This is a genomic window from Rhizobium laguerreae (assembly GCF_002008165.1).
Classification (GTDB): Bacteria; Pseudomonadota; Alphaproteobacteria; order Rhizobiales; family Rhizobiaceae; genus Rhizobium; species Rhizobium laguerreae.
The window spans coordinates 493,321-517,276 of the sequence record NZ_MRDM01000014.1 but is presented as its reverse complement, the minus strand read 5'-3'; the positions used below and the strand labels follow the sequence as shown (position 1 = coordinate 517,276).

General features: G+C 62.9%; 22 protein-coding genes and 1 other annotated feature. Of the genes, 17 read left to right on the top strand and 5 right to left on the bottom strand.

The window, feature by feature from the left end; translation table 11 throughout:
- Positions 1–191 precede the first annotated feature (191 nt).
- The 4 genes from BS630_RS18310 (at position 192) to BS630_RS18295 (ending at position 4,596) form a co-directional block, all read left to right on the top strand.
- Positions 192–1,952 (top strand): phospholipase D-like domain-containing protein, encoded by a 1,761-nt coding sequence (locus tag BS630_RS18310; protein ID WP_077978514.1) that lies wholly within the window; start codon positions 192–194, stop codon positions 1,950–1,952.
- Between the two features lie 207 nt (positions 1,953–2,159).
- Positions 2,160–2,537 carry a response regulator gene (locus BS630_RS18305; protein WP_025395010.1) on the top strand — a complete coding sequence of 126 codons (378 nt, stop codon included), beginning with the start codon at positions 2,160–2,162 and terminating at the stop codon, positions 2,535–2,537.
- Between the two features lie 77 nt (positions 2,538–2,614).
- A complete protein-coding gene (locus tag BS630_RS18300; protein WP_011652465.1) occupies positions 2,615–2,866 on the top strand; it encodes a hypothetical protein in 252 nt (83 codons plus the stop codon).
- Positions 2,867–3,005: 139 nt separating this feature from the next.
- Positions 3,006–3,061 (top strand) — a sequence feature (sul1 is cis-regulatory element that is thought to sense ions involved in sulfur or methionine metabolism; They are found in Alphaproteobacteria).
- Between the two features lie 68 nt (positions 3,062–3,129).
- Positions 3,130–4,596 carry a SulP family inorganic anion transporter gene (locus tag BS630_RS18295; RefSeq protein ID WP_077978513.1) on the top strand — a complete coding sequence of 489 codons (1,467 nt, stop codon included), beginning with the start codon at positions 3,130–3,132 and terminating at the stop codon, positions 4,594–4,596.
- A 239-nt stretch (positions 4,597–4,835) separates the two neighbouring features.
- Here the strand turns inward: BS630_RS18295 and BS630_RS18290 are convergent, their stop codons facing one another.
- The gene (locus BS630_RS18290; protein ID WP_077978512.1) at positions 4,836–5,915 is read right to left on the bottom strand and encodes a GlxA family transcriptional regulator; all 1,080 of its coding nucleotides are present in this window, start codon (positions 5,913–5,915) and stop codon (positions 4,836–4,838) included.
- A 98-nt stretch (positions 5,916–6,013) separates the two neighbouring features.
- Here BS630_RS18290 and BS630_RS18285 point away from each other — a divergent pair, with 98 nt between their 5' ends.
- The 7 genes from BS630_RS18285 to BS630_RS18255 all read left to right on the top strand — a co-directional run bounded on the left by BS630_RS18285 (position 6,014) and on the right by BS630_RS18255 (position 14,550).
- On the top strand, positions 6,014–7,063 hold the full coding sequence (locus tag BS630_RS18285) for a class I SAM-dependent methyltransferase (protein ID WP_077978511.1): 1,050 nt from the start codon (positions 6,014–6,016) through the stop codon (positions 7,061–7,063).
- A gap of 185 nt (positions 7,064–7,248) precedes the next feature.
- On the top strand, positions 7,249–8,052 hold the full coding sequence (locus BS630_RS18280) for a class I SAM-dependent methyltransferase (RefSeq protein ID WP_077978510.1): 804 nt from the start codon (positions 7,249–7,251) through the stop codon (positions 8,050–8,052).
- Between the two features lie 461 nt (positions 8,053–8,513).
- Positions 8,514–9,764: an MFS transporter gene (locus BS630_RS18275; RefSeq protein WP_077978509.1), complete on the top strand. Its 1,251-nt coding sequence runs from the start codon at positions 8,514–8,516 to the stop codon at positions 9,762–9,764.
- Between the two features lie 216 nt (positions 9,765–9,980).
- Positions 9,981–11,168: a GGDEF domain-containing protein gene (locus BS630_RS18270; RefSeq protein ID WP_077978508.1), complete on the top strand. Its 1,188-nt coding sequence runs from the start codon at positions 9,981–9,983 to the stop codon at positions 11,166–11,168.
- A 119-nt stretch (positions 11,169–11,287) separates the two neighbouring features.
- Positions 11,288–11,635: a DMT family protein gene (locus BS630_RS18265; RefSeq protein ID WP_017960930.1), complete on the top strand. Its 348-nt coding sequence runs from the start codon at positions 11,288–11,290 to the stop codon at positions 11,633–11,635.
- Between the two features lie 219 nt (positions 11,636–11,854).
- Positions 11,855–13,366, top strand: a complete 1,512-nt coding sequence (locus BS630_RS18260) for a DUF1800 domain-containing protein (protein ID WP_077978507.1) — start codon at positions 11,855–11,857, stop codon at positions 13,364–13,366.
- An 11-nt stretch (positions 13,367–13,377) separates the two neighbouring features.
- Positions 13,378–14,550, top strand: a complete 1,173-nt coding sequence (locus BS630_RS18255) for a DUF1501 domain-containing protein (RefSeq protein ID WP_077978506.1) — start codon at positions 13,378–13,380, stop codon at positions 14,548–14,550.
- A gap of 164 nt (positions 14,551–14,714) precedes the next feature.
- On the opposite strand, the gene BS630_RS18250 is transcribed toward BS630_RS18255, so the two are convergent.
- Together BS630_RS18250 and BS630_RS18245 are read right to left on the bottom strand one after the other, a co-directional pair.
- Positions 14,715–15,302 (bottom strand): hypothetical protein, encoded by a 588-nt coding sequence (locus BS630_RS18250; protein WP_077978505.1) that lies wholly within the window; start codon positions 15,300–15,302, stop codon positions 14,715–14,717.
- A gap of 19 nt (positions 15,303–15,321) precedes the next feature.
- A complete protein-coding gene (locus BS630_RS18245) occupies positions 15,322–15,708 on the bottom strand; it encodes an acyl-CoA thioesterase (RefSeq protein ID WP_077978504.1) in 387 nt (128 codons plus the stop codon).
- A 290-nt stretch (positions 15,709–15,998) separates the two neighbouring features.
- On the opposite strand from BS630_RS18245, the gene BS630_RS18240 reads away from it, so the two are divergent.
- The 4 genes from BS630_RS18240 to BS630_RS18225 all read left to right on the top strand — a co-directional run bounded on the left by BS630_RS18240 (position 15,999) and on the right by BS630_RS18225 (position 20,273).
- Complete coding sequence (locus BS630_RS18240) at positions 15,999–17,819, top strand: methyl-accepting chemotaxis protein (protein ID WP_077978503.1); 1,821 nt, start codon at positions 15,999–16,001, stop codon at positions 17,817–17,819.
- 151 nt (positions 17,820–17,970) lie between these two features.
- On the top strand, positions 17,971–19,281 hold the full coding sequence (locus BS630_RS18235) for an extensin-like domain-containing protein (protein ID WP_077978502.1): 1,311 nt from the start codon (positions 17,971–17,973) through the stop codon (positions 19,279–19,281).
- A 135-nt stretch (positions 19,282–19,416) separates the two neighbouring features.
- Positions 19,417–19,764 carry a CAP-Gly domain-containing protein gene (locus BS630_RS18230; RefSeq protein WP_077978501.1) on the top strand — a complete coding sequence of 116 codons (348 nt, stop codon included), beginning with the start codon at positions 19,417–19,419 and terminating at the stop codon, positions 19,762–19,764.
- 143 nt (positions 19,765–19,907) lie between these two features.
- The gene (locus BS630_RS18225) at positions 19,908–20,273 is read left to right on the top strand and encodes an FAD-dependent oxidoreductase (protein WP_245310412.1); all 366 of its coding nucleotides are present in this window, start codon (positions 19,908–19,910) and stop codon (positions 20,271–20,273) included.
- A gap of 14 nt (positions 20,274–20,287) precedes the next feature.
- On the opposite strand, the gene BS630_RS18220 is transcribed toward BS630_RS18225, so the two are convergent.
- Positions 20,288–21,682, bottom strand: a complete 1,395-nt coding sequence (locus tag BS630_RS18220; protein WP_244735362.1) for a M20 family metallopeptidase — start codon at positions 21,680–21,682, stop codon at positions 20,288–20,290.
- Between the two features lie 216 nt (positions 21,683–21,898).
- On the opposite strand from BS630_RS18220, the gene BS630_RS18215 reads away from it, so the two are divergent.
- Both BS630_RS18215 and BS630_RS18210 read left to right on the top strand, forming a co-directional pair.
- Entirely contained in the window at positions 21,899–22,294 is a 396-nt protein-coding gene (locus BS630_RS18215; protein ID WP_025394996.1) for an Ohr family peroxiredoxin, read from the top strand.
- Positions 22,295–22,412: 118 nt separating this feature from the next.
- Positions 22,413–23,504, top strand: coding sequence for a DUF3095 family protein (locus BS630_RS18210; protein WP_077978499.1), 1,092 nt, complete (start codon positions 22,413–22,415; stop codon positions 23,502–23,504).
- Here the strand turns inward: BS630_RS18210 and BS630_RS18205 are convergent.
- Positions 23,501–23,917, bottom strand: a complete 417-nt coding sequence (locus BS630_RS18205) for an NUDIX hydrolase (RefSeq protein ID WP_077978498.1) — start codon at positions 23,915–23,917, stop codon at positions 23,501–23,503. The genes BS630_RS18210 and BS630_RS18205 overlap by 4 nt on opposite strands.
- Positions 23,918–23,956 lie beyond the last annotated feature (39 nt).

Genomic DNA, 23,956 nt, shown 5'->3' with positions numbered 1-23,956 from the left:
AAAGTCTGGCGAACTGGCGGTCGTCGACAATCGGGTCAATGATTGACGGCTGGCGACGCGGCAGTGTCCCAGAACGCGCTTGCGTCGTAGCTTCGCCTCCCTGCACCTTCTGCGCGCAGAATTTCACCGACATATCTCCTTACTGTCACGGAACCATGCTAGATTTCGCCCGATTTCCAGGGGAGGCGGGCATGGATACGGATTTTCGTGTGACCGGCAGGAATGCGGCTGCGCTTTTTGCGCTGACCATCCATCGCGGCGACGGCATGGTGCTGCTCGGCATGGATTGGAAGAATGGCCGGCCGCCGATCGATTTCGTCGGCTTCGCCATCCAATATCGTGAGCCGAGTACGGACTTCTTCAAGACGGTGCGCAACCGTATCGGCTTTCCCGGCCAGCCGGTTCCAGTCGACGGCATCCGCACGACAGAGGCGCCGATCCAAAAATTCCGCTGGGTGCATTTTCCCTTCAATGCCGATCTGCCCGGCAAGTTTCTCTATCGCGTCACGCCGAAGTTCATGGATGCGGCGGGCGCGCTGACGGCGGGCGAGGCGCAGGAGGCGGAACTGGCGCTGATGCGCGAGACCATTCCGGGCAAGCTCAACGTCGCCTTCACCCGCGGCTTCGTCTCGTCGCAGGCCTTCGTGCGCAATTTTGCCCCCGACGCGCCGACGATCATCACGCTGGTGCCGCCTGTTGGCGATGAGGGGCTGGACTTCGTGCCGACGCATGCCGATGCCGCGCGGGCGCTCGCCTGGATGGGCTTCGAGGCGCGGGCCGAAACGCTCGATCTGCTCGACAGGGCGCACGCTGCCGGCGCCGAGGTGCGCGTCATCGCCTATGATCTCAACCTGCCCGAGGTGGTCACCCGGCTGGAGGCGCTGGGGCCGAAACTCAAGATCATCATCGACGACAGCGACCGCACCAAGGGCCATGGCCGCCCGAATTCGCCGGAGACGAGGGCGGCGGAGCGGCTGATCGCCTCGGCGGGTGTTGCCAATGTCAAGCGCCAGCACATGGCCAACCTCCAGCACCAGAAGTCCATTGCGGTCCGCGGCAGCGGCATTTCGACCGTGCTTTACGGCTCGACCAACCTCAGCTGGCGCGGGCTCTATGTGCAGTCGAACAACAGCCTTGCCGTCCACAGCGAAAAGGCGATCGACGATTATTTCACCGCCTTCGAGAGTTATTTCACCGCCAAACGCGCCGAAGACTTCCGCGACTCGCCAAGTTCCGCCGGCTGGATCGATCTCGGCCTTGACGGCGTCGACGCCAAGGTCGCTTTCTCGCCGCACAGCGATGCCAATGGCCGGCTCGACGAGATCGGCGCCGATATCGATACCGCCCATTCCAGCGTGCTGTTCTCGCTCGCTTTCCTCGGCCAGATGACCAGGGGAGCGATCGGTCCGGCGCTCGGCCGCGCGCTCGAACGCCCCGAGATGCATGTCATGGGCATCGCCGATGCCGAGGTGCGCGCCGGCAATCTCGGCCTCAACGTGCTGACGCCGGACAATCGCCGCAGGGTGGTGCGGGCGGCCGCCTTGACGGGCAACGTGCCGCCGCCCTTCCTGACGGAACCCTCAGGCCTGTCAGGCGTCGACGGCAACCAGCGCGGCACGCGCATGCACCATAAATTCCTCGTGCTCGATTTCGACAAGCCGACGGCGCGGGTCTATCTCGGCTCCTACAATTTCTCGAACCCCGCCGATGACGAGAACGGCGAAAACCTCGTCCTCGTGCGCGACCGGAGGGTTGCGACCAGCTACATGATCGAGGCGCTGAGGATGTACGACCACTACATCTTCCGCGTCGCCTCCGGAGCGAGCGGCGGCCCGGCCCGTCCGCTGGAACTCAAACGCCCGCCTCAGCCCGGCGGCACGCCCTGGTTCGAACGCGACTGGACCGACCCAATCCGCGCCCGGGATCGGGCGTTGTTTGCCCGGGCGGAGTAATGTCGCGGTCACGACCGCTGCGGCACAGGCCGGAGCGACCTCGCCATCGGCTGGTTCCTCCACAAGGACCGGTAGCGGGACCGATAACGCGGCGCTGCCCGTCGGTCGCCAATATATTCTTCTCAAAGTGGAAACATTCCGGGGACGGTTGCGTTGTAGCCGCTACCCGCAGTGCGCCTGACAGGCCGTCTATGAGGAGGCTTATCCATGAAGGTGATGATCGTCGAAGATGAGAATTTTATCGCTCTGGAACTCGAGCGTATTGCGCAAGAGGCCGGACACCAGACCATCGGGCCGGTTTCGACGGTGGAGCAGGCACTCGCCCACGCTCAAAGAAGCGATGTCGCACTCGTCGATCTCAGTCTCTCCGATGGGCTGAGCGGCGCACAATTGGCGCGTCGGCTGATCGACCGCCATGGAGTTGACGTCATCTTCGTGACCGGCAGTCCCGAGAATGTCGGTCACGGTATCGAAGGCGCGCTCGATGTGATCTCCAAGCCCTTCACCGACGAGAGGATCGCCGGCGCGCTCTCGCGGGCGGAGGCCCGACGCAAAGACTTCGACAGCAGCAAGGTTGCGTTCTGAACAGCATCAAGGCTGCGTGTTATAAGAAGGAAATCGACGTCGCTCAGGCCGCTGCGCCTGCCCGAGGAGAAGTCTGGATGAAACACGCGCTCCTTGCCGTTCTTTTCGCTCTCTCGGCCTGCGCCAGCGCAGGGGATCCGCAGCCTCTTCCCGGCAGCCTCACCTATGGTGGAAAGGTTCTCCGTTCGCCCTATCGTCCGGGAACGGTGGTCAAGAATACCTTTCTTGGCGATTTCGGTTACCGTGTGTTCGAGACCTATGTCGTCCAGCCGGACGGGACGCTGAAGCTTACCTCACAGAGCACGGGGCCGGACTTCCTCTGGCAGTGAGGACTTCGGTTCCTCAGCGCCAAAGCGAAGGGGTGAGCAGCCGTCCGGCGAGAGGCGGACGGCGCGTGCGTTTTCGCCTTCGTCCTTCGCAATTGAATGTTGCGCTGCAGTAGAGATCGGCTATACCGCAGGCATTCACCACGGACCCGGTGAGATCCCGGGTGGCTCTTCTGGCCGCCGATCCGCCAGACAACGCAAAACCTGCATGCCATCACGCGACCACTCGACAGAGCGGGTCCGGCCATGCTTTGCGAGACTTCAAGATGCTGCTTTCCTCCATCCGTCGCGATTGGTCCGCCAATCCCATGCGCGAAATGCTTGCCGGAGCGGTGGCGACCTTCGCCCTGATTCCCGAGGTGATCGCCTTTTCCTTCGTGGCGGGGGTTGATCCCGAGGTTGGTCTGTTCGCCTCTTTCGTCATCGGCATCGTCATTGCGTTTACCGGCGGACGCCCGGCGATGATTTCGGCCGCCGCCGGATCGGTGGCGCTGGTGGCGGCGCCGCTGGTGCATGCTCACGGCTTGCCCTATCTCTTTGCGGCCGGGCTGCTGGCGGGGCTGATGCAGATCGTGTTCGGCCTGCTGCGGCTCGGCGTGCTGATGCGCTTCGTGTCGAAATCCGTCCGCACCGGCTTCGTCAATGCACTCGCCATTCTGATCTTTGCCGCGCAGATGCCGCATATTATCGGCGCCGGCTGGATGGAATATGCCGTGCTGATCGCCGGGCTTGTCATCATCTATCTCACGCCCCGCATCACCACGGCGATCCCGTCGCCGCTGATCTGCGTCCTGATCCTGACTGTCGCCTCGACGGCACTTGGGCTTCCGATTCTCACCGTCGCCGACCTCGGCAAGCTGCCGGATTCGCTACCCGTCTTCGGCTGGCCGGCCGTGCCGCTGACGCTCGAAACGCTTCGGATCATCGCCGGACCCGCCCTTGCCATCGCCATGGTAGGACTGCTGGAATCGATGATGACGGCAAGCGTCGTCGATGATCTCACAGATACGCCGAGTTCGAAGAACCGCGAATGCACCGGTCTTGGCCTTGCCAACGCGGCCGCGAGCCTGTTCGGCGGCATCGCCGGTTGCGGCATGATCGGCCAGACGGTGAGCAATGTGAAGTATGGCGGGCGCGGCCGGCTCTCGACGCTGTTTGCCGGTGCCTTCCTGCTGGTCCTGATGGTGCTGCTGAAGCCGTGGGTCTCCGAGGTTCCGGTCGCCGCGCTGGTGGCGATCATGGTCATGGTGTCGATCGATACGTTCGACTGGTCGTCGCTTCGAGCTGTCATCATCCATCCCAGGATGTCGAGTGCCGTCATGGTGGCGACCGTCCTCGTCACCGTCTTCACCGCCAACCTGGCGCTCGGGGTAACGGTCGGCGTGCTGCTCAGCGGCGTGTTCTTTACCTTCAAGGTCGCCCGTCTGCTGCGTGTTGATGTGGCGCCCGATCAAGCCGCCGGGCGGCTGATCTATCGCGTGTCCGGCCAGGTGTTTTTTGCCTCCGCCGACGTCTTCGTCGAAGCCTTCGACGTTCAGGACGCGGTGGGCAAGTCCGTGCAGATCGACGTGTCCGCAGCGCATTTCTGGGACATCACCGCCGTTGCCGCACTCGACAAGGTCGTGCATCGGTTCAGGGCGCACGGCATTGCCGTGGAGGTCGCAGGCCTCAACCGGGCGAGCGCGACTTTGATCGGAAGCCTCGACAGCAAAGTGGTGCTGAAAGAGGTGTGAGGGGCGCGAGAGCTAGCGTGAGACGATCGCGAAATCGTCGCTGCCGCCGGTTCCCGTGGCGTTCAGCCGTCTGATGGCCAGTTAACCAAAGGCGGCACAGCTATGCCGAATGAGCGAAGGGCTTCAACTGGAGTGCTCGACAAGACCGGATGAGTCGCAGCGAGGTCACCGAGTGGTGACATTCTGTGGAGGTGGCCGGTCGAGTCCGCTTCCCGATGTCGTCGAGCGAGGCATCGTGCTCAGGCACGCGCCGTCGGCGCCACTGCCTGTAGCGCCGCCTCGACATTGGCGGGCAGCCGGAAGCGGCGGCGATATTCGCCGGGCGTCAGGCCTGCCAGCTTGCGGAATAGGCGGCGGAACGAGGCGAGGTCGGAATAGCCGACTTCGAGCGCGATCTCCTCGATCGGTCCATCCTCCATCTCGAGCATCTGCTTGGCTTCCTCGACCCGGAGCCACTGGACATATTCGAGCGGCGAATAACCCGTCGCCTTCCTGAAGCGGCGGTCGAAGGACCGCTTCGGCAGCCCGGAAAGCCTGAGCAGCTCGGCGACGATATCCGCCGACTGGTAGTGCAGGGGGGCATATTCCTGGCATTTCTTCACCACGGCGTCGCCGTGATCGGCATTGGCGATCATCGAGGCGTAGGGCAGCTGGCCATCGCGATGCCATTGATAGAGGAAGATCTTCGATATGCGGATGGCTTCCGCCGTTCCGGCATGCCGGGCGATGAGAAAGAGCGTCAGGTCCTGCCAGGAGGATGCGCCGCCGGCGCAGACGATAGAATGACCAGCGCCGGCCTGCACCAGGATGCGCTCTTCCTTAAGCTCCACATTCGGAAACTGGCTGCGAAACAGCGGCGCATACATCCAGTGCGTCGTTGCCGACTGCCCTTCCAGCAGCCCCGCCTCGGCCAGCACGATCGAGCCGCCGCAGGCGGCCAGCAGGCGCGCGCCGCGCTGGTGCATCTCGACAATCCAGTTCAGCAGCCGCCGGTCGAGTGCCCTGATGGTTTCTGGCGTGTCGACAAGCACGTTCGGAACGAGGACGTAGTCAGTCTCTTCGATGTCATCGATCGTTTCCTGCGGCATGATCGTCACGCCTGTTATCAGCCTCAGCGGGCCGGGCTCGGCGGCGACCAGGCGCGGCGCGAACATCACCTCGCTCGTCGGCTCGTTCGAGCTGCTCTTCCAGTTGGCGCCTGCGATCCACAGCGTGTCGAAGATGCCGTACATGATCGAGGGGTCGCACTCCGGAAATGCGACGATGCTAACCCGCAAGGGGCGCTTCACATTGGCGGAATGTGGCTCTATCGGCTTCATAGCGGCCATCCTGCCTCTGCTGCCAACCATTAGCAACACGTAAAAGGCGCTTCGAAACGGGTGGCATGTCGCTGCCTGATGGAGAGGGTATCGCATCAATGGAACTGAATATCGAGAAGTTGCAGACGCTGCTCGGCGTCATGGTCAATGAGCTCGGGGCGGCGCAGAACTCCGCCCTTGTCATCATCGGCGAGGAGTTGGGTCTTTATCGCAAGATGGCGGAGAGGGGAGCGATCTCATCGATCGAACTTGCCGAAGCGACCGACACAAAAGAGCGCTACGTGAGGGAATGGCTCGCCGCCCAGGCAGCGTCGGGGTTTGTCGACTATGACGCAGCGACCGGCAGGTTTACGCTTTCGCCTGAACAGGCGGCGGTCTTTGCCGTCGAGGACAGCCCGGTCAACATGATCGGCGGCTTTGTCGCCCTCGACGCCATCTATGCCGATCGCGCCAAGCTCACCCATGCCTTCCGCCATGGCGGCGGCGTGTCGTGGACGGATAGGTGCAACTGCATGTTCTGCGGCACCGATCGCTTCTTCCGGCCGGGCTACAAGGCCAATCTCGTCGAGAGCTGGCTTCCGTCGATGGAAGGTGTCGTCGAGAAGCTGGAGCGCGGCGCGCAGGTCGCCGATATAGGCTGTGGCTTCGGCTCGTCGACCCTGCTGATGGCCAGGGCGTTTCCGAAGTCGCAGTTTACAGGCCTCGACTTCCACGCCCATTCGATCGAGCATGCGAGCCGCCACGCAAAGGGCATGAGCAATGTCCGGTTCGAAACCGCCCGGGCGCAGGATTTCGAAGGGGCGGGCTTCGACCTCGTCACCATCTTCGACGCGTTGCACGACATGGGAGACCCGGTCGGCGCCGTCAGACATATCGCCAGGGCCTTGAAGCCGGAAGGCACGCTGATGCTGGTCGAGCCGATGGCGGGCGACAGCCTGGCCGAAAACCTCAACCCCGTCGGCCGCGTCTTCTATGCCGCCTCGGCCAACACCTGCGTCCCGGCCTCGCTCGGCCAGGAAGTGGGTGCCGCCCTCGGCGCGCAGGCCGGCCAGGCAAAGCTGACTGAGGTGCTCAAGGCGGGTGGCTTTTCGAAGGTGCGGCGTGCAACGGAGACCCCGTTCAACATGGTGCTGGAGGCTCGGCTCTGACGTCAGCGGGGGGCAATTCGAGACGCGGGTGGCCGATGGCCACCCGCCGCCGACTGCACGCTCTCGTCTGTGCGGTCGGACGGATGACGATGTAGACTAAGCCTGGCACGGCTGTTCCGCTTGCGACCGTCGCCGTGACACCTTATTGTTTGGCGGCAGACCAGCGTTCTTGAGGGGAGGCTTCGATGCCGTCGAGTTTCAATGTCGAAAGTGCGGATGGTTACGAACGGCTGATGGGGCGGTGGAGCAGGAAGCTCGCGCCGATGCTGATCGATTTCGTCGGTCTTGCAGACGGCGATCGCGTGCTCGATGTCGGCTGCGGCACCGGTAGTCTGGCGTTCACGCTGGCGGAAACGCCGGGCCTGCAGGAGATCGCAGCCGTCGACTATTCGCCGGTCTTCGTCGAGGCGGCAACGCGGCGCAACACCGATCCGCGCGTATCGATCCGGCAGGCCGATGCCTGCGCGCTTCCCTTCGAGGATAACCGCTTCGACAGGGCGATGTCGCTGCTCGTGCTGCATTTCGTGCCGGAAGCGGGAAAGGCGGTATCCGAGATGCGCCGTGTGGTGCGCCCGGGCGGCACAGTCGCAGCAGCCGTCTGGGATCATTATGGCGGCATGTCCGGCATGCGGATGATGTGGGATACGGTGGTGATGCTTGATGAGGGCGCGCTGCCCCTGCGCCGCAAATATTGTTTCCAGCCGATGATGCGGCCGGGGGAAATGAAGGAGAGCTTCATCGCGCAGGGCCTTGCCGATGTCGAGGAAACCTCGCTGCTGATCCGGATGGAATACCTCTCCTTCGCGGACTACTGGGAGCCGATCGCCGCCGGCGAGGGACCGCTCGGCAAATATGTCGCGGGGCTAGATCCGGCGAAGCGAAAAGCGGTCGATGCCGCCGTCAGGGCCGCTTACGAGGCGGGCGAGCCCGATGGGCCAAGGTCGTTTGCGTCGGTGGCGTGGGCGTGCCGGGGCAGCGTGGCGGACTGATTAGCGGGAGCGCCACCTCCTCTAAAGCGAGAATCGTGCTGCTCCCTCTTCTCCCCAGCGGGGAGAAGGTGGCCCGAAGGGTCGGATGAGGGGGCCACACGGCACGCCCTTCATTGCCCTTCGCTCGCGCTCCGTGCATTCGCGGCTTTGCCGCTCACCCCCTCATCGCCTCGCTGTCGCTCCGGCACTTCTCCCCGCTGGGGAGAAGAGGCAGGCAGCGCCCGCATCCGCCAACGTAAAAGGCAGGGTGCTGGAAGGTGGGACGTCTTCAATAGTGGCGCTTTAGGTGCCGCCCGATCACGGCAATCGTGATGGAACACGGGCAGCATGCTGACGTTATTGCCCGCTGTCTCCGACTGCAAACGCTGCCGCAACAGCATCACTCGCCCGTTTCGGGCACCCCTTCCGACGGCATCCGGAATTGCCCGCCTCGCCGCCGCTTTCGGACGGAGGAATATCAGATGTCCGCTTTGGAAAGCCTGCGCCGGCTGACGCCGCAGCAGCGCAACACTGTCATCGCCAGCTATCTCGGCTGGACGCTCGACGCTTTCGATTTCTTCATTCTCGTCTTCGTTCTCAAATATATCGCCGAGGAATTCCATACCGACGTTCCCGCCGTCTCGGTGGCGATCTTCCTGACGCTTGCCATGCGGGCGCTCGGCGCGCTGGTCTTCGGGCTGGCGGCCGACCGCTACGGGCGGCGCATCACGCTGATGGCCGATGTGCTGCTCTATTCGATATTCGAATTTCTGACCGGCTTTTCCACCGGGCTCACCATGTTCCTTGTGCTCAGGGCGCTCTACGGCATCGCCATGGGCGGCGAATGGGGCGTCGGCGCCTCGCTGGTCATGGAGACGGTGCCGGAGCAGAGCCGCGGCATCGTTTCCGGCATCCTGCAGGCCGGCTATCCCTCGGGCTATCTGATCGCCTCGATCGTGTTCTTCCTGCTTTTTCCCGTCATCGGCTGGCGCGGCATGTTCTTTGTCGGCGCCGTGCCGGCTCTGCTGGTGCTCTACATCAGGCGCAACGTCGAGGAAAGTCCGGCCTTCCTGAAGCGGCAGGCCGAGGGGCGCCGGCCGTTCCTGACGGTCTTGCGCGAAAACATTCCGCTGTTCATCTGGGCGGTCCTCCTGATGACGGCGTTCAACTTCTTCAGCCATGGCACGCAGGATATCTACCCGACATTCCTCGAGACCCAGCGCAACTATTCGAGCTATACGGTCGGCGCGATCGCCGTCGTCTACAATATCGGGGCGATCTGCGGCGGGCTGTTCTTCGGCGCACTGTCGCAGCGGATCGGCCGGAAGAAGGCAATCGTCATCGCCGCGCTGATCGCCTTGCCCGTCGCGCCGCTCTGGGCCTATGCGCCCGGGCCGGTGCTGCTCGCCATCGGCGCCTTCCTGATGCAGTTCTTCGTCCAGGGCGCCTGGGGCATCGTGCCGGTGCATCTGAACGAACTGTCACCAGACGAGGTGCGCGGCACATTCCCGGGCTTTGCCTATCAGCTCGGCAACCTGCTCGCCTCGGGCAATGCGACGCTGCAGGCCGGGTTGGCCGCTCGCTGGGACGGCGACTATGCCTATGCGCTCCTGATCGTCGCGGCCGTGGTAGCTCTCATCGTCGCGGCCCTTGCCGGCTTCGGCTACGAGAAAAAGGATGTCCGCTTCGGTTCGGAGGAGGCCGAGGAACCGCATGGCGCGATCCGAATCTAGCGCTGCCTGCGGCTATGAAGGCCGGCGGCTGACGTCGCCGGCCTTTCCTTGCGTCCTGCCGCGCCATCTGCCCTTGAATGCTAAATTCCGGTGCAATTTCTGTACCCCGCCGGTTTCTTTTTTTTAAGGTCGTTGTCTTAAGTGTTTAGTCCCGGGACTAAACACTTGGCCTATTCCTCGCGTGGGTCATGTCTTGCGTCTCGCAGCGAGGAGCGTATGGGTTCGACGGATAATTTCGCCTTCCTCTTGCCAGCAATCATGCTGATTTTCGGCTGCACCTTTTTGGTGGTCAGGCGGCAGGGTTTGCGCGACGCCGGTTATTGGGCGGCGGCCTATTTCCTCGGCGTGGCGGCCTTCTCGATGCCGCTGCTTTCAGACCTCGTTTCGGATTCCATCCTGTCGCCGATCGCCGACGCGCTGTTCGTTTCAGCCTTCTACTTCTATAGCGGCGCGCTGCTCTTCCGCTTCGGGCGGCCGGGTTTCGTGCGGGGACGGCTGGTCTTCTGCGGTCTCTCCGTCGCGGCGACCAGCTATGCGGCCCTTGTCGCGGGGAACCTGCCGGCCGAGCTCGTCATCAACGATCTCTCCTGTTCCGTGCTGCTCGCCTTCGCCGTTGCCCTGAGCATCAGGCACGCCCGTCATCTTGCCGACAGGCTACTGCTTGTCATCGCCGGGCTGATCGTGCTCGATACGGTCGGGCGCAATATCATGCTGGTCTTCGTGATGCCCTCCTATGGCGGCACGGCCGAAGGGTTCCTCTCGTCGAATTATGATTTCATGATGCAGGCGACCGCGTCGATCCTGTCGCTGCTCTTTGGGCTTTCGGCGCTCGGCGCGGTCGCGCTCGACCTCATCGCGCGTTATCGCGGCGCCGCCGATCACGATCCGCTGACGGGCCTTCTCAACAGGCGCGGTTTCGACCGGGTGGTTGCCGATTGGGCGACCGGAGCGAAGGCTGCGACCGGCGCCGTCATCATCTGCGACATCGACGATTTCAAGCGGGTGAACGACAGGTTCGGCCATGCTTGCGGCGACCTGGTCATCCGCGGCCTTGCCGAGCAGCTTTCGGCGCGGCTGCCCAAGGGTGCTTTTGCGGCGCGCTTCGGCGGCGAGGAGTTCGTCGCCTTCCTGCCTGAGGTGGAGATCGCGCAGGCGGCGGCCATCGCCAACGCCATCCGGCTGGACTTTGCTGCCGCCGACCGCAGCGCGTTCGGCGCCGACCAGGCGATCACGGCAAGCTTCGGCGTTGCGGAGCACCGCCAGGGCGACCGGTCCTTGCACGAACAGATCGGCCGCGCCGATATCGCGCTCTATGCGGCAAAGGAGGCCGGCCGCAACAGGGTGATGCTGGAAGGCGAACCGCCGCGCGACCTGCCTGGTATCCGCATCGCCTCGGCGGTGTGAGGCTATCGCGACCGATCTCGGGCGTCGCAGGGCTTGCAGCCGAATGGCGGCGTGCTAGGTAAGGGCTGCCGGTATCTCCCTACCGGATCGGTTCCTCCCTTCACAGCCCGAGTTACCCCATGTCCTTTTCCCCTGCGGCCGTCTGGCCTGTCGTCATGCTGTTTGCCTCCAACATCTTCATGACCTTTGCCTGGTATGGGCATCTCAAGCACAAGAGCAGCGCGATTTTCCTCGCCATCATCGTCAGCTGGGGAATCGCCTTCTTCGAATATTGCTTGGCGGTGCCGGCGAACCGCATCGGGTCGGCGGTCTATACGACGGCGCAGCTGAAGACGATGCAGGAGGTGATCACGCTGATCGTCTTTGCCGGCTTTTCGATCTTCTGGCTCGGCGAGAACCTGACCTGGAACCATGCGATCGGTTTCGCCCTGATTGCAATTGGTGCATCTTTCATCTTCCGTGCATAAACTTTAGCCTTTTCAATAGATTACAAATCGTCCATGTCTAGATATCGTCACATTTCCTACAGATTGGCGTCGCAATCGGCTGGCAGCCTGTCACCTCAAGCATTTCCGTTTTTTTCGAGTCACTGAAATGCTCTGACTTTTTGTTTGCGCAATTCCGGACGCAAAACCGCGACGCACTTTTGCTGGGATTGCTTAGCAGTGATCAGGAGGTGACCGGCCATGAGCCTCTCTTTCCCGACGATGGCGGCGATCCGCTTCGGTTATGGCTTGCGGCCGGGCGAGGCGCCGCCGCAGAGCAAGGATGAGCTGATCGGCCAAATCGCCGAGGGCGTGGCTGCAACGCCGGATTTTCCCCTCGGCGGGCCCGACATGCGCCACCAGGCAATTCTCAGCCTGCAGGCGCAGTTGAAGCAGATCCGGCAGGACGCCAAGACGGTGACCGACGATACGACGCAGCGCGAGATGCGCAAGGGCGTGCAACAGCAAGTGCAGCAGCAGTTCCAGCATGATGCGAACCTACGGCTGATGCAGGCGGTGCTATCGCCGTACGGCTTCTACGAGAGGCTTTCGACCTTCTGGACTGACCATTTCTCCACCAGCGCCAACAAGAGCCTGCCGATGCGCCTCATCGTGCCGCTCTACGAGGCCGAGGCGATCCGGCCATTCATATCAGGCAAGTTCGGCGATCTCCTGCGCAGCGCCACCGCCCATCCGGCCATGCTGATCTATCTCGACCAGGCGGATTCGCTTGGGCCGGATTCGGCCGGCGGCATGAAGCGCAACAAAGGGCTGAACGAAAATCTCGGTCGCGAACTACTGGAGCTGCACACGCTTGGCGCCGGCAGCGGCTATAGCCAGGCGGATGTCACGGCGGCGGCCATGGTGCTGACGGGGCTCACCATCGACCGCAAGGAGATGGACATCGCGTTCCGGCCGAATATTTCGGAGCCCGGCGCACATGAGGTGCTCGGCGTCAGCTATGGCGGGCGCCGGCGTTCGCGCGACGATTATCTCGACATGCTCGACGATCTCGCCGTCCACCCAAAGACAGCGGCGCATATCAGCCGCAAGCTCGCGGTGCATTTCATCGCCGACCAGCCTGACGAGGGCATGGTGTCCAATATGGCCGAGGCCTGGAAGAAGACGGATGGCGATCTGACTGCCGTCTACACAGCCATGCTCGATCATCCCGCCGCCTGGCGCGACGAGGGCGCCAAGGCGCGCCAGCCCTTCGATTATATCGTCGCCGGCCTGAGGGCGCTGAATGCGGGGCCGGTCAACGGCGTTGTCGGCAGCTTCCTGGCGGCCAACCAGCAGGGCACGGACGAGGGTGACATGGCGGCGAACACGCCCGGCATGGCAGGATCGCCGGTGCCGACGGATCCTGCCGGCGAGGCGAGGGGCAAGCGCCTCAAGGCGTTCCGGACGGCGAGGGCGCTGGGGCAGGGCGCGCTCAGGCGTATGGGACAACCGACCTGGCTGCCGCCGAGCCCGGCCGGTTTCGAGGAAGGCTTTTCCGCCTGGATCACCGGCAGCCAGCTTGCCGAGCGGCTGGCCTGGGCAAGGCGGGCCGCGGCCCAGTTCGGCCGGGACGAGGATCCGCGCGAATTCCTGAAATCGACGCTTGCCGATGCCGCCCGCGACGAGACGATCCGCGTGGTGTCGCAGGCGCCGAACAAGGTCAGCGGGCTGACGCTGGTGCTGGCATCGCCCGAATTCAATCGCCGATAGGAGCCTCTGTCATGAACCAGATCTCGCTTTCCCGCCGCGGCTTCCTGACGTCGGCCTGCTGTCTCGCCGCCGCCCCCATCTTTACGCCTGTCACTTTCGCGGCGATGCCGGGGGACAACCGTTTCGTCACCATCGTGCTGCGCGGCGCGATGGACGGGCTGGATCTGGTGCAGCCCTATGGCGATGCCGGCTTTGCGGCGCTCAGGCCGACACTGGCGCTGACGCCCGATACCGGGCTTCTCGATCTCGACGGGCATTTCGGCCTCAATCCGGTGGCCGCCGAGCTGCTGCCGCTCTGGAAGAGCCGCGAGCTCGCCTTCGTGCATGCCGTGTCGACGCCCTATCGCGACCAGCGCAGCCATTTCGACGGGCAGGACATGCTGGAATCCGGCGGCGAACATGTCGCCGAGGAAAAGACCGGATGGCTGAACCGGGCGCTCGCCGTCATTCCGCGCTCGGATGCGCGCAAGGCAATCGACATCAACACCTCGACGGAGCTGATCCTCTCCGGACCGAACAATGTCGACGTCTGGGCGTCGGATTCAAATCTGGCGCCGGCGCGCGACGAGATGCAGTTCCTGGCGCGGCTCTATGCCGGCGATCCGCCGTTCGCAGAGGCGATGGCCGAGGCGACACGGGCCAATAGCGCCTCGATGATGGTCGAGCCGGAGGGCCAGCGCGGCGCAAAGATCGCCGATGTGGCAGCGCTCGCCGGCAACATGCTGAAGGGCGATTACCGCATCGCCAGCTTCTCGATATCAGGCTGGGACACGCATATTGGCCAGGCCGGCCAGTTCAAACGACCGGTGCAGGACCTTTCGCAGGCGATCAATATGTTGAAGACCACGCTCGGGCCCGAGATCTGGGCAAAGACGGTGGTGCTTGCCATGACCGAGTTCGGCCGCACCGTGCGCCAGAATGGCTCAGCCGGCACCGACCACGGCACCGGCGGCTGCGCGCTGCTATCAGGCGGCGCCATCAACGGCGGTCGCATCCTCGGCCGTTGGCCGGGCATCGGCGACGGTCAGCTGCTCGACGACCGCGACCTGATGCCGACCGCCGACGTGCGCGAGCTTGCCGCGGCTATGCTCTACCGGCAGTTCGATGTGTCTGCCGATGATTTGACGGGGAAGATCTTCCCGGGGCTGGGGTTCGACAAGGGATCGCAGTTTTTGAGGGGGTGAGCGGCGGAGCCGCGAATGCACGAAGCGTAAGCGAAGGGCAAGAATAAGGTCGTCTCTTGGCTAGCCAGGGAGCTTGCCGCTACCCGGCCCTTCGCCTGGCTCAGGGCGTTCGACGTTGCAATCGATTCACTGGATCGATTGCTCCCGCTTCGCGGAACCGCGTCTCACCCCAACACATCATAAAGCCGGAAGATGAAACTGATCTGATAGACCAGGTTGACGATGATGAAGGCGGTGTGGAAGCGGCGGTTGGGGGTCCAGGCGGCGATGGCGCAGAGGAGGATGTAGACGATGTTGCGGGCCGGGTATTCCCAGCCGAGCGAGAGGATGCGCTCATGGCCCTTGATTGTCGTGTCGAGAATATCGACGGCGTAGGTGAGGCCGAGGATGCCGAAGAACCATTTGCGTCGGGAAACGAAATATTCCTCGTAGCCGCCATATTCGTCGAGCGAGGCAGGAAAGAGCAGGGCGCAGAGCAGGAAGAACAGGCTACAGAAGCAGACGAGGAAGAGATAGATGCCGAAGCCGATCGAAGGCACGGCCTGCAGGCGATATTCCCACCACCAGATATGGATGATGAACAGGAACATCGACAGCGCCCAGCCGAGATGGATGGGATAGACCTTGGCCTTGGCGGGATGCTGGACGATGCCGGCAAGGCCGGTGAGCACTCTCGCAAGTGAAAGGCTGATGACCATGCCCATCACCACCTTGATGTGAAGGAAGACCTCCGGCGAGCTGACCGTTTCCATGCTGTCGATCCTCAGGCTGTCACTCCTCGGGGACTTGCTTCGGTTTGCCCTCTTCGTCGAGCGCCACCATGATGAAGGTGCCAGCCGTGACCTTTTCCATCTTGGCGTAACGTGCGCGGTGCGCCCAGGCTTCGACGCAGAGCGTGATCGAGGTACGGCCGACACGGTCGATATCGGTATAGACAGACAACGTGTCGCCGATCTTGACCGGCAGCTGGAAGGCCATCTCCTTGACCGCGGCAGTAACAACGCGGCCCTTGGCGCGCTCGGCCGCACGGATGCCGGAGGCAAGGTCCATCTGCGCCATAACCCAGCCGCCGAAGATATCGCCAGCCGGATTGGCGTCGCCGGGCATGGCAAGCGTCCTGAGCGTCAGTTCGCCTCTTGGCTTCGCGGCATCGGTCATAAGTCTTCTCCAATCTCGTGCGGCGTCGGGCCGGCGATTCACTGCAAAGCACCCTAGTGCAAAGGCCGTGGGCTGTAAAAGACGCCTAGGTCAAAGCGCTGCAGGCGGCCGACGGGAAAAATGTTGCTGCCGTTGCCGATTGAAATGTCGATTGGTTTCAATGTGTTGAGTTTCGCAACCGCTGTCTTACCTTACGTTATTTAATTATTTTCTAATTAAGCTTTACGCTCCAGTAATTCCGGCAATTCAGGATGCGATTGATTTCACCTATAAGAATCGCTGGGAACCTCATGCGCAACGTCAAGATTTCCACCCGTCTTTATTGTCTCGTTGGCTTCACGCTTGCCGTACTCGCGGCGACGATGGTCTTCTTTCTGAACTATTCTTACTCCGAGCTGGAAGACGAGCGGAAGGCAGGGCTGGCGCAGTTGGATGCGACGGCGCTCGGCATCTTCGAAAAATATTATAAGATGGAGCAGGCGGGCACGATGACCCGCGAGCAGGCGCAGGCGGCCGCCAAGGACGTGATCGGCGCGATGCGCTACGGCGCCGACGGCTATTTCTGGATCAACGACATGCATCCCAAAATGGTGATGCACCCGATCAAGCCGGCGCTTGATGGTACCGATATCTCGCAGATGAAGGACCCGACCGGCAAATTCCTGTTCATCGAGTTCGTCAACAAGGTGAAGAAGGACGGCAAGGGTTTCGTCGACTATCTCTGGCCGAAGCCGGGCGCCGATGAGCCAGTGCTGAAATACTCCTATGTCGCCGGTTTCGAGCCCTGGGGCTGGATCGTCGGCACCGGCGTCTATGCCGACGACCTTGCCGCGCTTTATCGCCAGAATTTGCTCTGGGCCACGATGGCCTGCCTGATCGGCGCTGCGGCGACGATCGCGATCGCCTTTGCCATCGTGCGCAGCGTGACGGCGCCGATCGCGCGGCTGAAGGCGGCGATGAACGCGATTGCGGCCGAAGAAGCATCGGTGGAGATATCAGGCAGCGACCGTCGCGACGAGATTGGCCAGATGGCCAAGGCGCTGCTGGTGCTGCGCGATTCCGTCGACGAGCGTAGCGCGCTGCGCGGGCGGGAAGACGAAAGACAGCAGCAGATCGAGGAAGAGCGCCGCGGCAACGAGGCAAGCCTGCGTTCCGCCTCCGAACGGCAGAACCGCGCGATGCAGGCGCTTGGCGTCGGCCTGGAGAAGCTTGCGGGCGGTGACCTGACGGTTGCGATCGGCGATATCGGCGAGGATTACGCAAAGCTGAGGGGCGATTTCAACGCCGCCGTCGACGCGCTGAACGGCGTCATCCATGCGATCGCCGAATCGAGCCGCGTCGTCAACGACAGCGCGTCCGATATCAGCGAAGCGACGGGTAATTTGTCGAAGCGCACGGAACAGCAGGCAGCTGCACTCGAAGAAACGGCGGCAGCGCTCGACGAGATCACCGCGACGGTCAAGACCGCATCCGAACGGGCGAACGAGGCACGCGAGATGGTGGCCGAGACCAAGGCGAGTGCCGGAAAATCCGGCGAGATCGTCCGCAATGCGGTGACGGCGATGGGCCGGATTGAGGATTCGTCCAACCGCATCGGTCAGATCATCTCGGTCATCGACGAAATCGCCTTCCAGACGAACCTGCTCGCGCTGAATGCCGGCGTCGAGGCTGCGCGGGCGGGCGAGGCGGGCCGCGGCTTTGCCGTCGTCGCCCAGGAAGTGCGTGAACTTGCCCAGCGCTCCGCCAACGCGGCCAAGGAGATCAAGGAACTGATCAGCCGGTCAGCGACTGAGGTCCAGGGCGGGGTGGCGCTGGTGCGCTCGACGGGCGAGGCGCTGCTGGAAATCGAGGCACTGGTCAACCAGGTCAACGATCACGTCGCATCGATCGCGACGGCGGCGCGCGAGCAGTCGACCGGGTTGAACGAGATCAACGGTTCCGTCAATCACATGGACCAGATGACGCAGCAGAATGCCGCGATGGTGGAGGAGACGACGGCGGCAAGCCGCACGCTCGCCGACGAGAGCACCCAGCTGAAGACGCTGCTTTCGAATTTTCGCCTGCGCGGGGCGGAGCAAAGAGCCGGGGCCAGATACACACGGGCAGCGTGAGTTAAGCCACTGAACAAAGGCCGGGAAACCGGCCTTTTTCATTTCCGTCGCGTGCAGATTGTGCCGGTAAGTTTTCATTCACCGTTTTTAATTAAAATTGGAGTGAGTTTTTTCGGTCACTGCCCAGCCAGCCTGCGGAAGCGATAAGAGTATGGCGTTTGTTTCCTTTCCACGGCGATCCCTTTTGCCCTTGCTGCTTTCGGCGGCGCTGACGACCTGTTCGATCAGCGACGGGCTGGTGCCGCCAGCCAATGTCGACAACGGCACCAGGGTCAGCTCGATCTCGCCGTCGCGGGGGGCAGCGCGCTTGGCCCCTGCCGTGCGCATGGCGCCGGTGGAGAGCCAGGCCTCCTATCCGGTTTCCAGTGCGCCCGTCGGCACTAGCCAGGGCTCGGTCGATTATCTCGATACGCCAAATCTTGCCGGCACCGGTCAGGCGGCGCCGGCCGCACCGGCGCAGGGGGGTAGGTTGCCGATGATCGACAGCGACGAGGCGCTGGCGGCAGGCCAACCGAGCGGCAACTGGGGCGGCACGCAGGTGCTTGCGATCCCGTCGGGCGGCGTCAACATGGATGACGATCTCGGGGCGGAGCCAGTCGTCGGACTGGCGCAGGAACAACAGCAACAGATCGCCGAGGGCAACGCCACCGAGCCGGTTGTCGACGGCATCGGCACCGATAACCCGACGCAGCTCAACCAGCCCATGCGCCAGCCCCCGCAGCAGCCAATGCCGCAGCCGGCGGCCGAGGCACAGATGAGCCGGGCGCCCGCCTGGAACGACGGCAGCCCTGTGGTGGCGCCGACCCGTGTTCCCGAAGAGGACGAGAGCGAAGAGGTCGCGATGCTGCGGCCGAACAATCCGATGATGAGCGAACCGGCAGCACCCGTCGATCCCAGCGTCATGCCGTCCTCCGAGCTTGCCTGCCGGCGTGAGCTGAAACGCATGGGCGTACTCTTCGACAACAAGCCGCCGATCTCGAACGGGCCGGCCTGCCAGGTACCCTATCCGGTGTCGCTGAAGGGACTTTCCGGCAATATCGGCGTCCGCCCCGCCGTGACGCTGAACTGCCAGGTGACGCTTGCCTTCGCCAAATGGGTGAAGAACGAACTGGCGCCGTCCGCCCGCTATCGTTACTGGTCCGGCATCAAGACGATCCAGCCGCTCGGCGGCTATTCCTGCCGGCGCATGAACAACAGCCGGCAGAAATACAATCCGATGTCGGAACACGCCCGCGGCAACGCCATCGACGTCGGCAAGTTCGTGCTGAAGAACGGCCATGAGATCGACGTGCGCAAGAAGGGCCTGTTCTCGCTGCGCGAAGGGCGGCTTTTGAAGGCGGTGCGCACCGACAGCTGCAGCTATTTCAACACCGTGCTCGGCCCCGGCAGCAACCCGGAGCACTGGAACCACTTCCACTTCGATCTTCGCTCCCGCAAGAGCGGCAAGGCCTATTGCGACTGATGCATATCGCCTAAGCCATGCGGCGCGGGTGCGGCTGATGTCGCAGCATCGGGCTCGGCTGCTAAAAAACGGTTCATCCCTGCCGCAGGGCGCGCTATAGGTCGGCGAGCCGATTGCGTTTCGAGAGTTTGATCCATGAGCTATGATTTCCATGTCGGCCAGAAGGTCGTCTGCATCGACGATAAATTCAAGCATGTCAGCATCGACCAGCTGATCCGCAAGGGCGAGATCTATACGATCCGCTGGGTGGGTGAATATACCCATTATATCGACGGCACCTTCATCGGGGTGAAGCTCGCGGAGATCAACCGCGGCAATGACGACGGGCCGGAAGGTTACGGTGCGGCCGACATGCCCTATCGTGCGACGCGGTTCCGGCCACTGGTGACGGACAAGATCTCGTCACTGCGCAAGCTGTTGGCGCCGACGCCCGATGCACCGGTAGAACCGAAGGAAAAAATCAGGAAGAAAGAGAAGGTCTGAGCGCTGGCGCGCCGGGATCTCCTGGTGATCCGCCATTGCTGACCGATACATCCGTAGCAGCGGCTGCACGGCGGATTCGGCACAATCCATCTTGGCCTGCGCGAGGACGTACTGAGCGTTTCAGCGATTGGCATCCCTCGCGCGTGGACCTCATCGCCAGAAGCGAGGCGCCGTTGATCGCAAGGCCGCTTTATGCCTTGCCAGTCGGCCACCGCTGGGGGCGCCGGCCAGGCCTCACGCTGATCGGCGATGCCACGCATCTGATATCGCCCTTTGCCGGCGAAGGAGCCAATCTGGCGATGCTCGACGGCGCGGAACTGGCGCAGGCGATCGTCGCTGACGGGGACGATATCGAGGCAGCACTCGCCTCCTACGAAGCAGCGATGCTTCCCCGCAGCGAACGTGCCGCCTCGTACACGGGGGCGGGCCTCGACATGCGTTTCAACGACCAGGCGTTGCGGCCGCTTGTCGACTTCTTCCAGAGCGTGCGTTCGGGCGTGGAGGCATGAATGGATGGTGGCGTCTAGATTGTCTGCCGGCCGACTGGCACGCCGGGCTCGCCGAGATCCCAATAGAGGCCTGCCATCAATGCCAGGCCCTCGCGGGCGATGGAGAGGGGAAGATGCTCGTTCGGCGCATGCTGGGAGCATCCCGGATAAGAATGCGGGACCCAGATCGTCGGCAGGTCCAGGGTCTCGGAGAAGGTGTCGTTCGGCAGCGATGCGCCGAGGTTCGGCAGGATGGCCGGCGTCTTGCCGGTGGTGCGGCTGATCGAGTCGACCGCCCAACCGACCCAGGGATGCTTGGGATCGAGACGCGTCGCGTAGAAAATCTCGTCGCCTGCCTGGGCAATTTGCACCTGCGGAAAACCATGACTGTCGAAGTGCCGTCGCAGCGCCGGCAGTATATCCTTCACATCGACTCCGACGACGAAGCGTAGCTGGCAACGCGCCCAGGCGCGCGGCGGGATCGCGCCGACGGGTGTCTTGGGGTTGCCGGCTTCGAAAGCCAGGATCGCGAAGGAGCTCCAGGCAAACAGTTTTTCGGCTGGCGTCAGCCCGGGTTCGCCCCAGTTCGGATCGATTTTCGCATCGCCGTCGCCATCCTCTGGGACGCAGTCGGCAAGCACATGCCGGACATTGTCGGGGATCTCTTTCGGACACCATTCCGGGATGCGAATTTCGCCCGACGGGCCGGTGATGCTGGCAAGCGCATGGGCGAGTTGGATTGCGGGATCGGAGAGTAGGCCGCCCCAGTTCCCGGAGTGGTGCCCGCCCTTGCGCGCGTCGATCAATACATCGAAGCTGACAGCGCCGCGGGAACCCAAGAAGATAGTCGGCCGTTCGGCAGTGAGCCGCGGGCCGTCTGAGGCGATCAGCACGTCGGCGCGGAACAATTCCCTGTGCGTGACGGCGAGTTCACGCAGGCCGGGCGATATCCGCTCCTCACCCATCTCAATCAGATATTTGGCGTTGAACCCGAGCTTGCCGCGCGTTTCCAGCACGGCCTGGATGGCGCCGATGTTGACGGTATGCTGCCCCTTGTTGTCGGCGACTCCGCGCCCGTACCATCTGCCGTCACGTTCGGTCATCCGCCAGGGCGACAGGCCGTCGTCCCAGGCATCGTCAAGTCCGCGGATCACGTCGCCATGGCCATAACCAAGGACAGTCGGCCGTTCGCGATCCTCGATGCGCTCGGCAAAGAGAAAGGGCCAGCCGGTCTCCGTCAATGTGCGGCAGGTGAAACCGAGAGCCTCGAAGGTCGGCCTGATTTCGGTTTCGATATAGTCGAGCAACACCTGCCTGCGATCGGGGTTCTGGCTCTCCGTCGGCATGCCGACACGGCGCGTAAGATCGGTTCGGAACGATCCGGAATCGAAATAGGCCTCTGCTCTTGCTATGGCCGCGTCACGTGTCATGAGCCGGAGCATAACATCAGGACAGGCGCATCGAAATGCCCAATCGAATTTCGCCGCTGCCGCTCAGGCGTGCCCGGATATGGCGTGTTTCCGTCTATAGAAACAAATCGCATCCGATTAAATCGGAATGGTGTTGACATCGGTTTTGGTCGAGCGTATTAGAGCGCATCCGATTTAATCGGATGCGAATAGAACTTAAACCGAAAGGATATCACTATGACCGAGAAGCTTCTCTTTACCGGCAAAACCCACATCTCCGGCGGCCGCGACGGCTCTGCGCGCAGCAGCGACGGCACGATCGACATCAAACTGCCGCAGCCGCATCCGGCCGCCGAAAACCTGTTCGGCATCGCCTGGTCGGCCTGCTACATCGGCGCCATCGAACTTGCCGCTGCCCAGAGAAAGATCACGCTGCCTGATGGTCCCGAGGTCGATGCGGAAATTACTCTCAACGCCGACAACGGCTCCTTCTTCCTGAGGGCGCGGCTCAATGTCAGCCTGTCCGGCATTGATCGCGACATCGCGCAGGAACTGATCGAGGCAGCCCATGGCATCTGCCCTTATTCCAAGGCGACACACGGCAATATCGACGTCGAGACCAAGCTTGTCTGAGCGGGCGAGGGCAGACCTCATCGCCGGAGGATTTGATGCGGAGGGCCTGCCGGTCGGCCGGCAGACCTCTTTCTGAGGTAGCAGGCACGGGAAACCTTGCCGATCTGGAGAGCAAGCGATGATCAATAGCCACGGCCAGTCGCACCAGGCCTTTGACAAGTTTTCACATGTGCTCGACCCTGATGTCTATGAGCCGTTGCCCGATGACTGGCTGGTCGGCATCACTGATGTCGTCAACTCGACCACGGCGATCCGGTCGGGGCGCTATGAAGACGTCAACTATGCCGGCGCATCTGTTATCGCCGCCCTCGGCAATGCCTGGGGATCGTTCGATTTCCCCTTCGTGTTTCGCGGAGACGGGGCAGCATTCGCCTTGCCGCCGCAGGGCATCATGGCGGCGACATCGGCATTGCGGCAGGTCGCAGGCTTTGCAAGAGCCGATCTCGATCTAACCCTTCGTATCGGGCTGCTGACCGTACGCGAAATCCGCACCAGTGGGCGCGACGTCAGAATTGCCCGTTATGCCGCCTCCGAGAACGCGACCTATGCGATGTTTACAGGGGGCGGGCTCAAATGGGCGGAGCAGCAGATCAAGAACGGCCGGTATCTGGTCAAGCCGGGCCGCTACGCGACGAAGCCCGACCTGACCGGTCTCAGCTGTGACTGGACCCCGTTGCCAAGCCAGCGGGGCGAGATACTGTCGCTGCTGGTCGAGCCTCGCGATCATCTCAGTCCCGAGGTCTTTGCCGCCATGGCAAAACGCGTTCTTGCGGTTTTCGATGCCGCGCCGCGCCAATCTCATCCGCTTCCCGGTGGCATTCCCACCGATGGAGACAGCGGGAAGCAGGTCGATGCGAAAGGCTGGTCGGAGGTCGCCGCCAATTCGGATTTCCGCAAGTTCGATGATGGTTTGCGTTTGACGCTGGACTGTACGCGCGAACAGATCGACAAGGTCGAAGCGATCCTCGTTCCGGCGAGGGCGCGCGGTGAGATCAACTTCGGACTGCACCGCCAGTCGCATGCGCTGATGACCTGTCTTGTGCCATCGGACAGGCCGGATTCGCACCTGCATTTCCTCGATGGAATGGGCGGCGGCTATGCCCGCGCCGCCGAGAAGATGGAGGAAGGCGCGCTTGGCGATGTCGTCCGGCATCATGCGCCGTCGCTCAGGACCCAGCCGGCGCGGGATCATCGCCGCCAAGAGATCTAAGCGGGCTTCCCCGTTTCCCGGCTGACAAGGTTTGCGAGCATTTCGCCGAGCTGAGGCGGCGCCAGCTCGGCTTCACCTTCTATCGCGGCGAGGCTAAACCATCTAAGCTCGGTGTGTTCGTCATCGACCAGCTGCGGATAGCCATGCCACTGATCGATGCGATAGACATGGAAGGTGGCGGATGCCTCAGGCAGGCCCTCCGATGCGAACTTTCCCGCAAACTGCCAGCGCTGCGGCATCACGCCTATTTCTTCCATCAATTCCCGGCGCAATGCCGTCTCGGCGTCTTCGCCGTCTTCGATATGGCCGCCCGGCATGCTCCAGCGATCCCGGTGCACCTTGCGCCTGGAACTGCGTCTGGCCAGGAGAACGGTCCCATTCTGAATCAAGGCGCCCATCGCGATCTCGGGCATCTCGTCTTCTCCGTTATGTCAGCAAACTACCGACTGATG

What these genes read in the sequence shown, in the direction of transcription:
- BS630_RS18305 (WP_025395010.1), top strand. Translation starts at nt 2,160, where the DNA reads ATGAAGGTGATGATCGTCGAAGATGAGAATTTTATCGCTCTGGAACTC.
- BS630_RS18290 (WP_077978512.1), bottom strand. Translation starts at nt 5,915, where the DNA reads ATGAAGCCGATAGAGCCACATTCCGCCAATGTGAAGCGCCCCTTGCGG.
- BS630_RS18205 (WP_077978498.1), bottom strand. Translation starts at nt 23,917, where the DNA reads ATGCCCGAGATCGCGATGGGCGCCTTGATTCAGAATGGGACCGTTCTC.
- BS630_RS18300 (WP_011652465.1), top strand. Translation starts at nt 2,615, where the DNA reads ATGAAACACGCGCTCCTTGCCGTTCTTTTCGCTCTCTCGGCCTGCGCC.
- BS630_RS18230 (WP_077978501.1), top strand. Translation starts at nt 19,417, where the DNA reads ATGAGCTATGATTTCCATGTCGGCCAGAAGGTCGTCTGCATCGACGAT.
- BS630_RS18270 (WP_077978508.1), top strand. Translation starts at nt 9,981, where the DNA reads ATGGGTTCGACGGATAATTTCGCCTTCCTCTTGCCAGCAATCATGCTG.
- BS630_RS18235 (WP_077978502.1), top strand. Translation starts at nt 17,971, where the DNA reads ATGGCGTTTGTTTCCTTTCCACGGCGATCCCTTTTGCCCTTGCTGCTT.
- BS630_RS18310 (WP_077978514.1), top strand. Translation starts at nt 192, where the DNA reads ATGGATACGGATTTTCGTGTGACCGGCAGGAATGCGGCTGCGCTTTTT.
- BS630_RS18280 (WP_077978510.1), top strand. Translation starts at nt 7,249, where the DNA reads ATGCCGTCGAGTTTCAATGTCGAAAGTGCGGATGGTTACGAACGGCTG.
- BS630_RS18245 (WP_077978504.1), bottom strand. Translation starts at nt 15,708, where the DNA reads ATGACCGATGCCGCGAAGCCAAGAGGCGAACTGACGCTCAGGACGCTT.
- BS630_RS18210 (WP_077978499.1), top strand. Translation starts at nt 22,413, where the DNA reads ATGATCAATAGCCACGGCCAGTCGCACCAGGCCTTTGACAAGTTTTCA.
- BS630_RS18275 (WP_077978509.1), top strand. Translation starts at nt 8,514, where the DNA reads ATGTCCGCTTTGGAAAGCCTGCGCCGGCTGACGCCGCAGCAGCGCAAC.
- BS630_RS18265 (WP_017960930.1), top strand. Translation starts at nt 11,288, where the DNA reads ATGTCCTTTTCCCCTGCGGCCGTCTGGCCTGTCGTCATGCTGTTTGCC.
- BS630_RS18250 (WP_077978505.1), bottom strand. Translation starts at nt 15,302, where the DNA reads ATGGAAACGGTCAGCTCGCCGGAGGTCTTCCTTCACATCAAGGTGGTG.
- BS630_RS18260 (WP_077978507.1), top strand. Translation starts at nt 11,855, where the DNA reads ATGAGCCTCTCTTTCCCGACGATGGCGGCGATCCGCTTCGGTTATGGC.
- BS630_RS18220 (WP_244735362.1), bottom strand. Translation starts at nt 21,682, where the DNA reads ATGACACGTGACGCGGCCATAGCAAGAGCAGAGGCCTATTTCGATTCC.
- BS630_RS18285 (WP_077978511.1), top strand. Translation starts at nt 6,014, where the DNA reads ATGGAACTGAATATCGAGAAGTTGCAGACGCTGCTCGGCGTCATGGTC.
- BS630_RS18215 (WP_025394996.1), top strand. Translation starts at nt 21,899, where the DNA reads ATGACCGAGAAGCTTCTCTTTACCGGCAAAACCCACATCTCCGGCGGC.
- BS630_RS18240 (WP_077978503.1), top strand. Translation starts at nt 15,999, where the DNA reads ATGCGCAACGTCAAGATTTCCACCCGTCTTTATTGTCTCGTTGGCTTC.
- BS630_RS18255 (WP_077978506.1), top strand. Translation starts at nt 13,378, where the DNA reads ATGAACCAGATCTCGCTTTCCCGCCGCGGCTTCCTGACGTCGGCCTGC.
- BS630_RS18295 (WP_077978513.1), top strand. Translation starts at nt 3,130, where the DNA reads ATGCTGCTTTCCTCCATCCGTCGCGATTGGTCCGCCAATCCCATGCGC.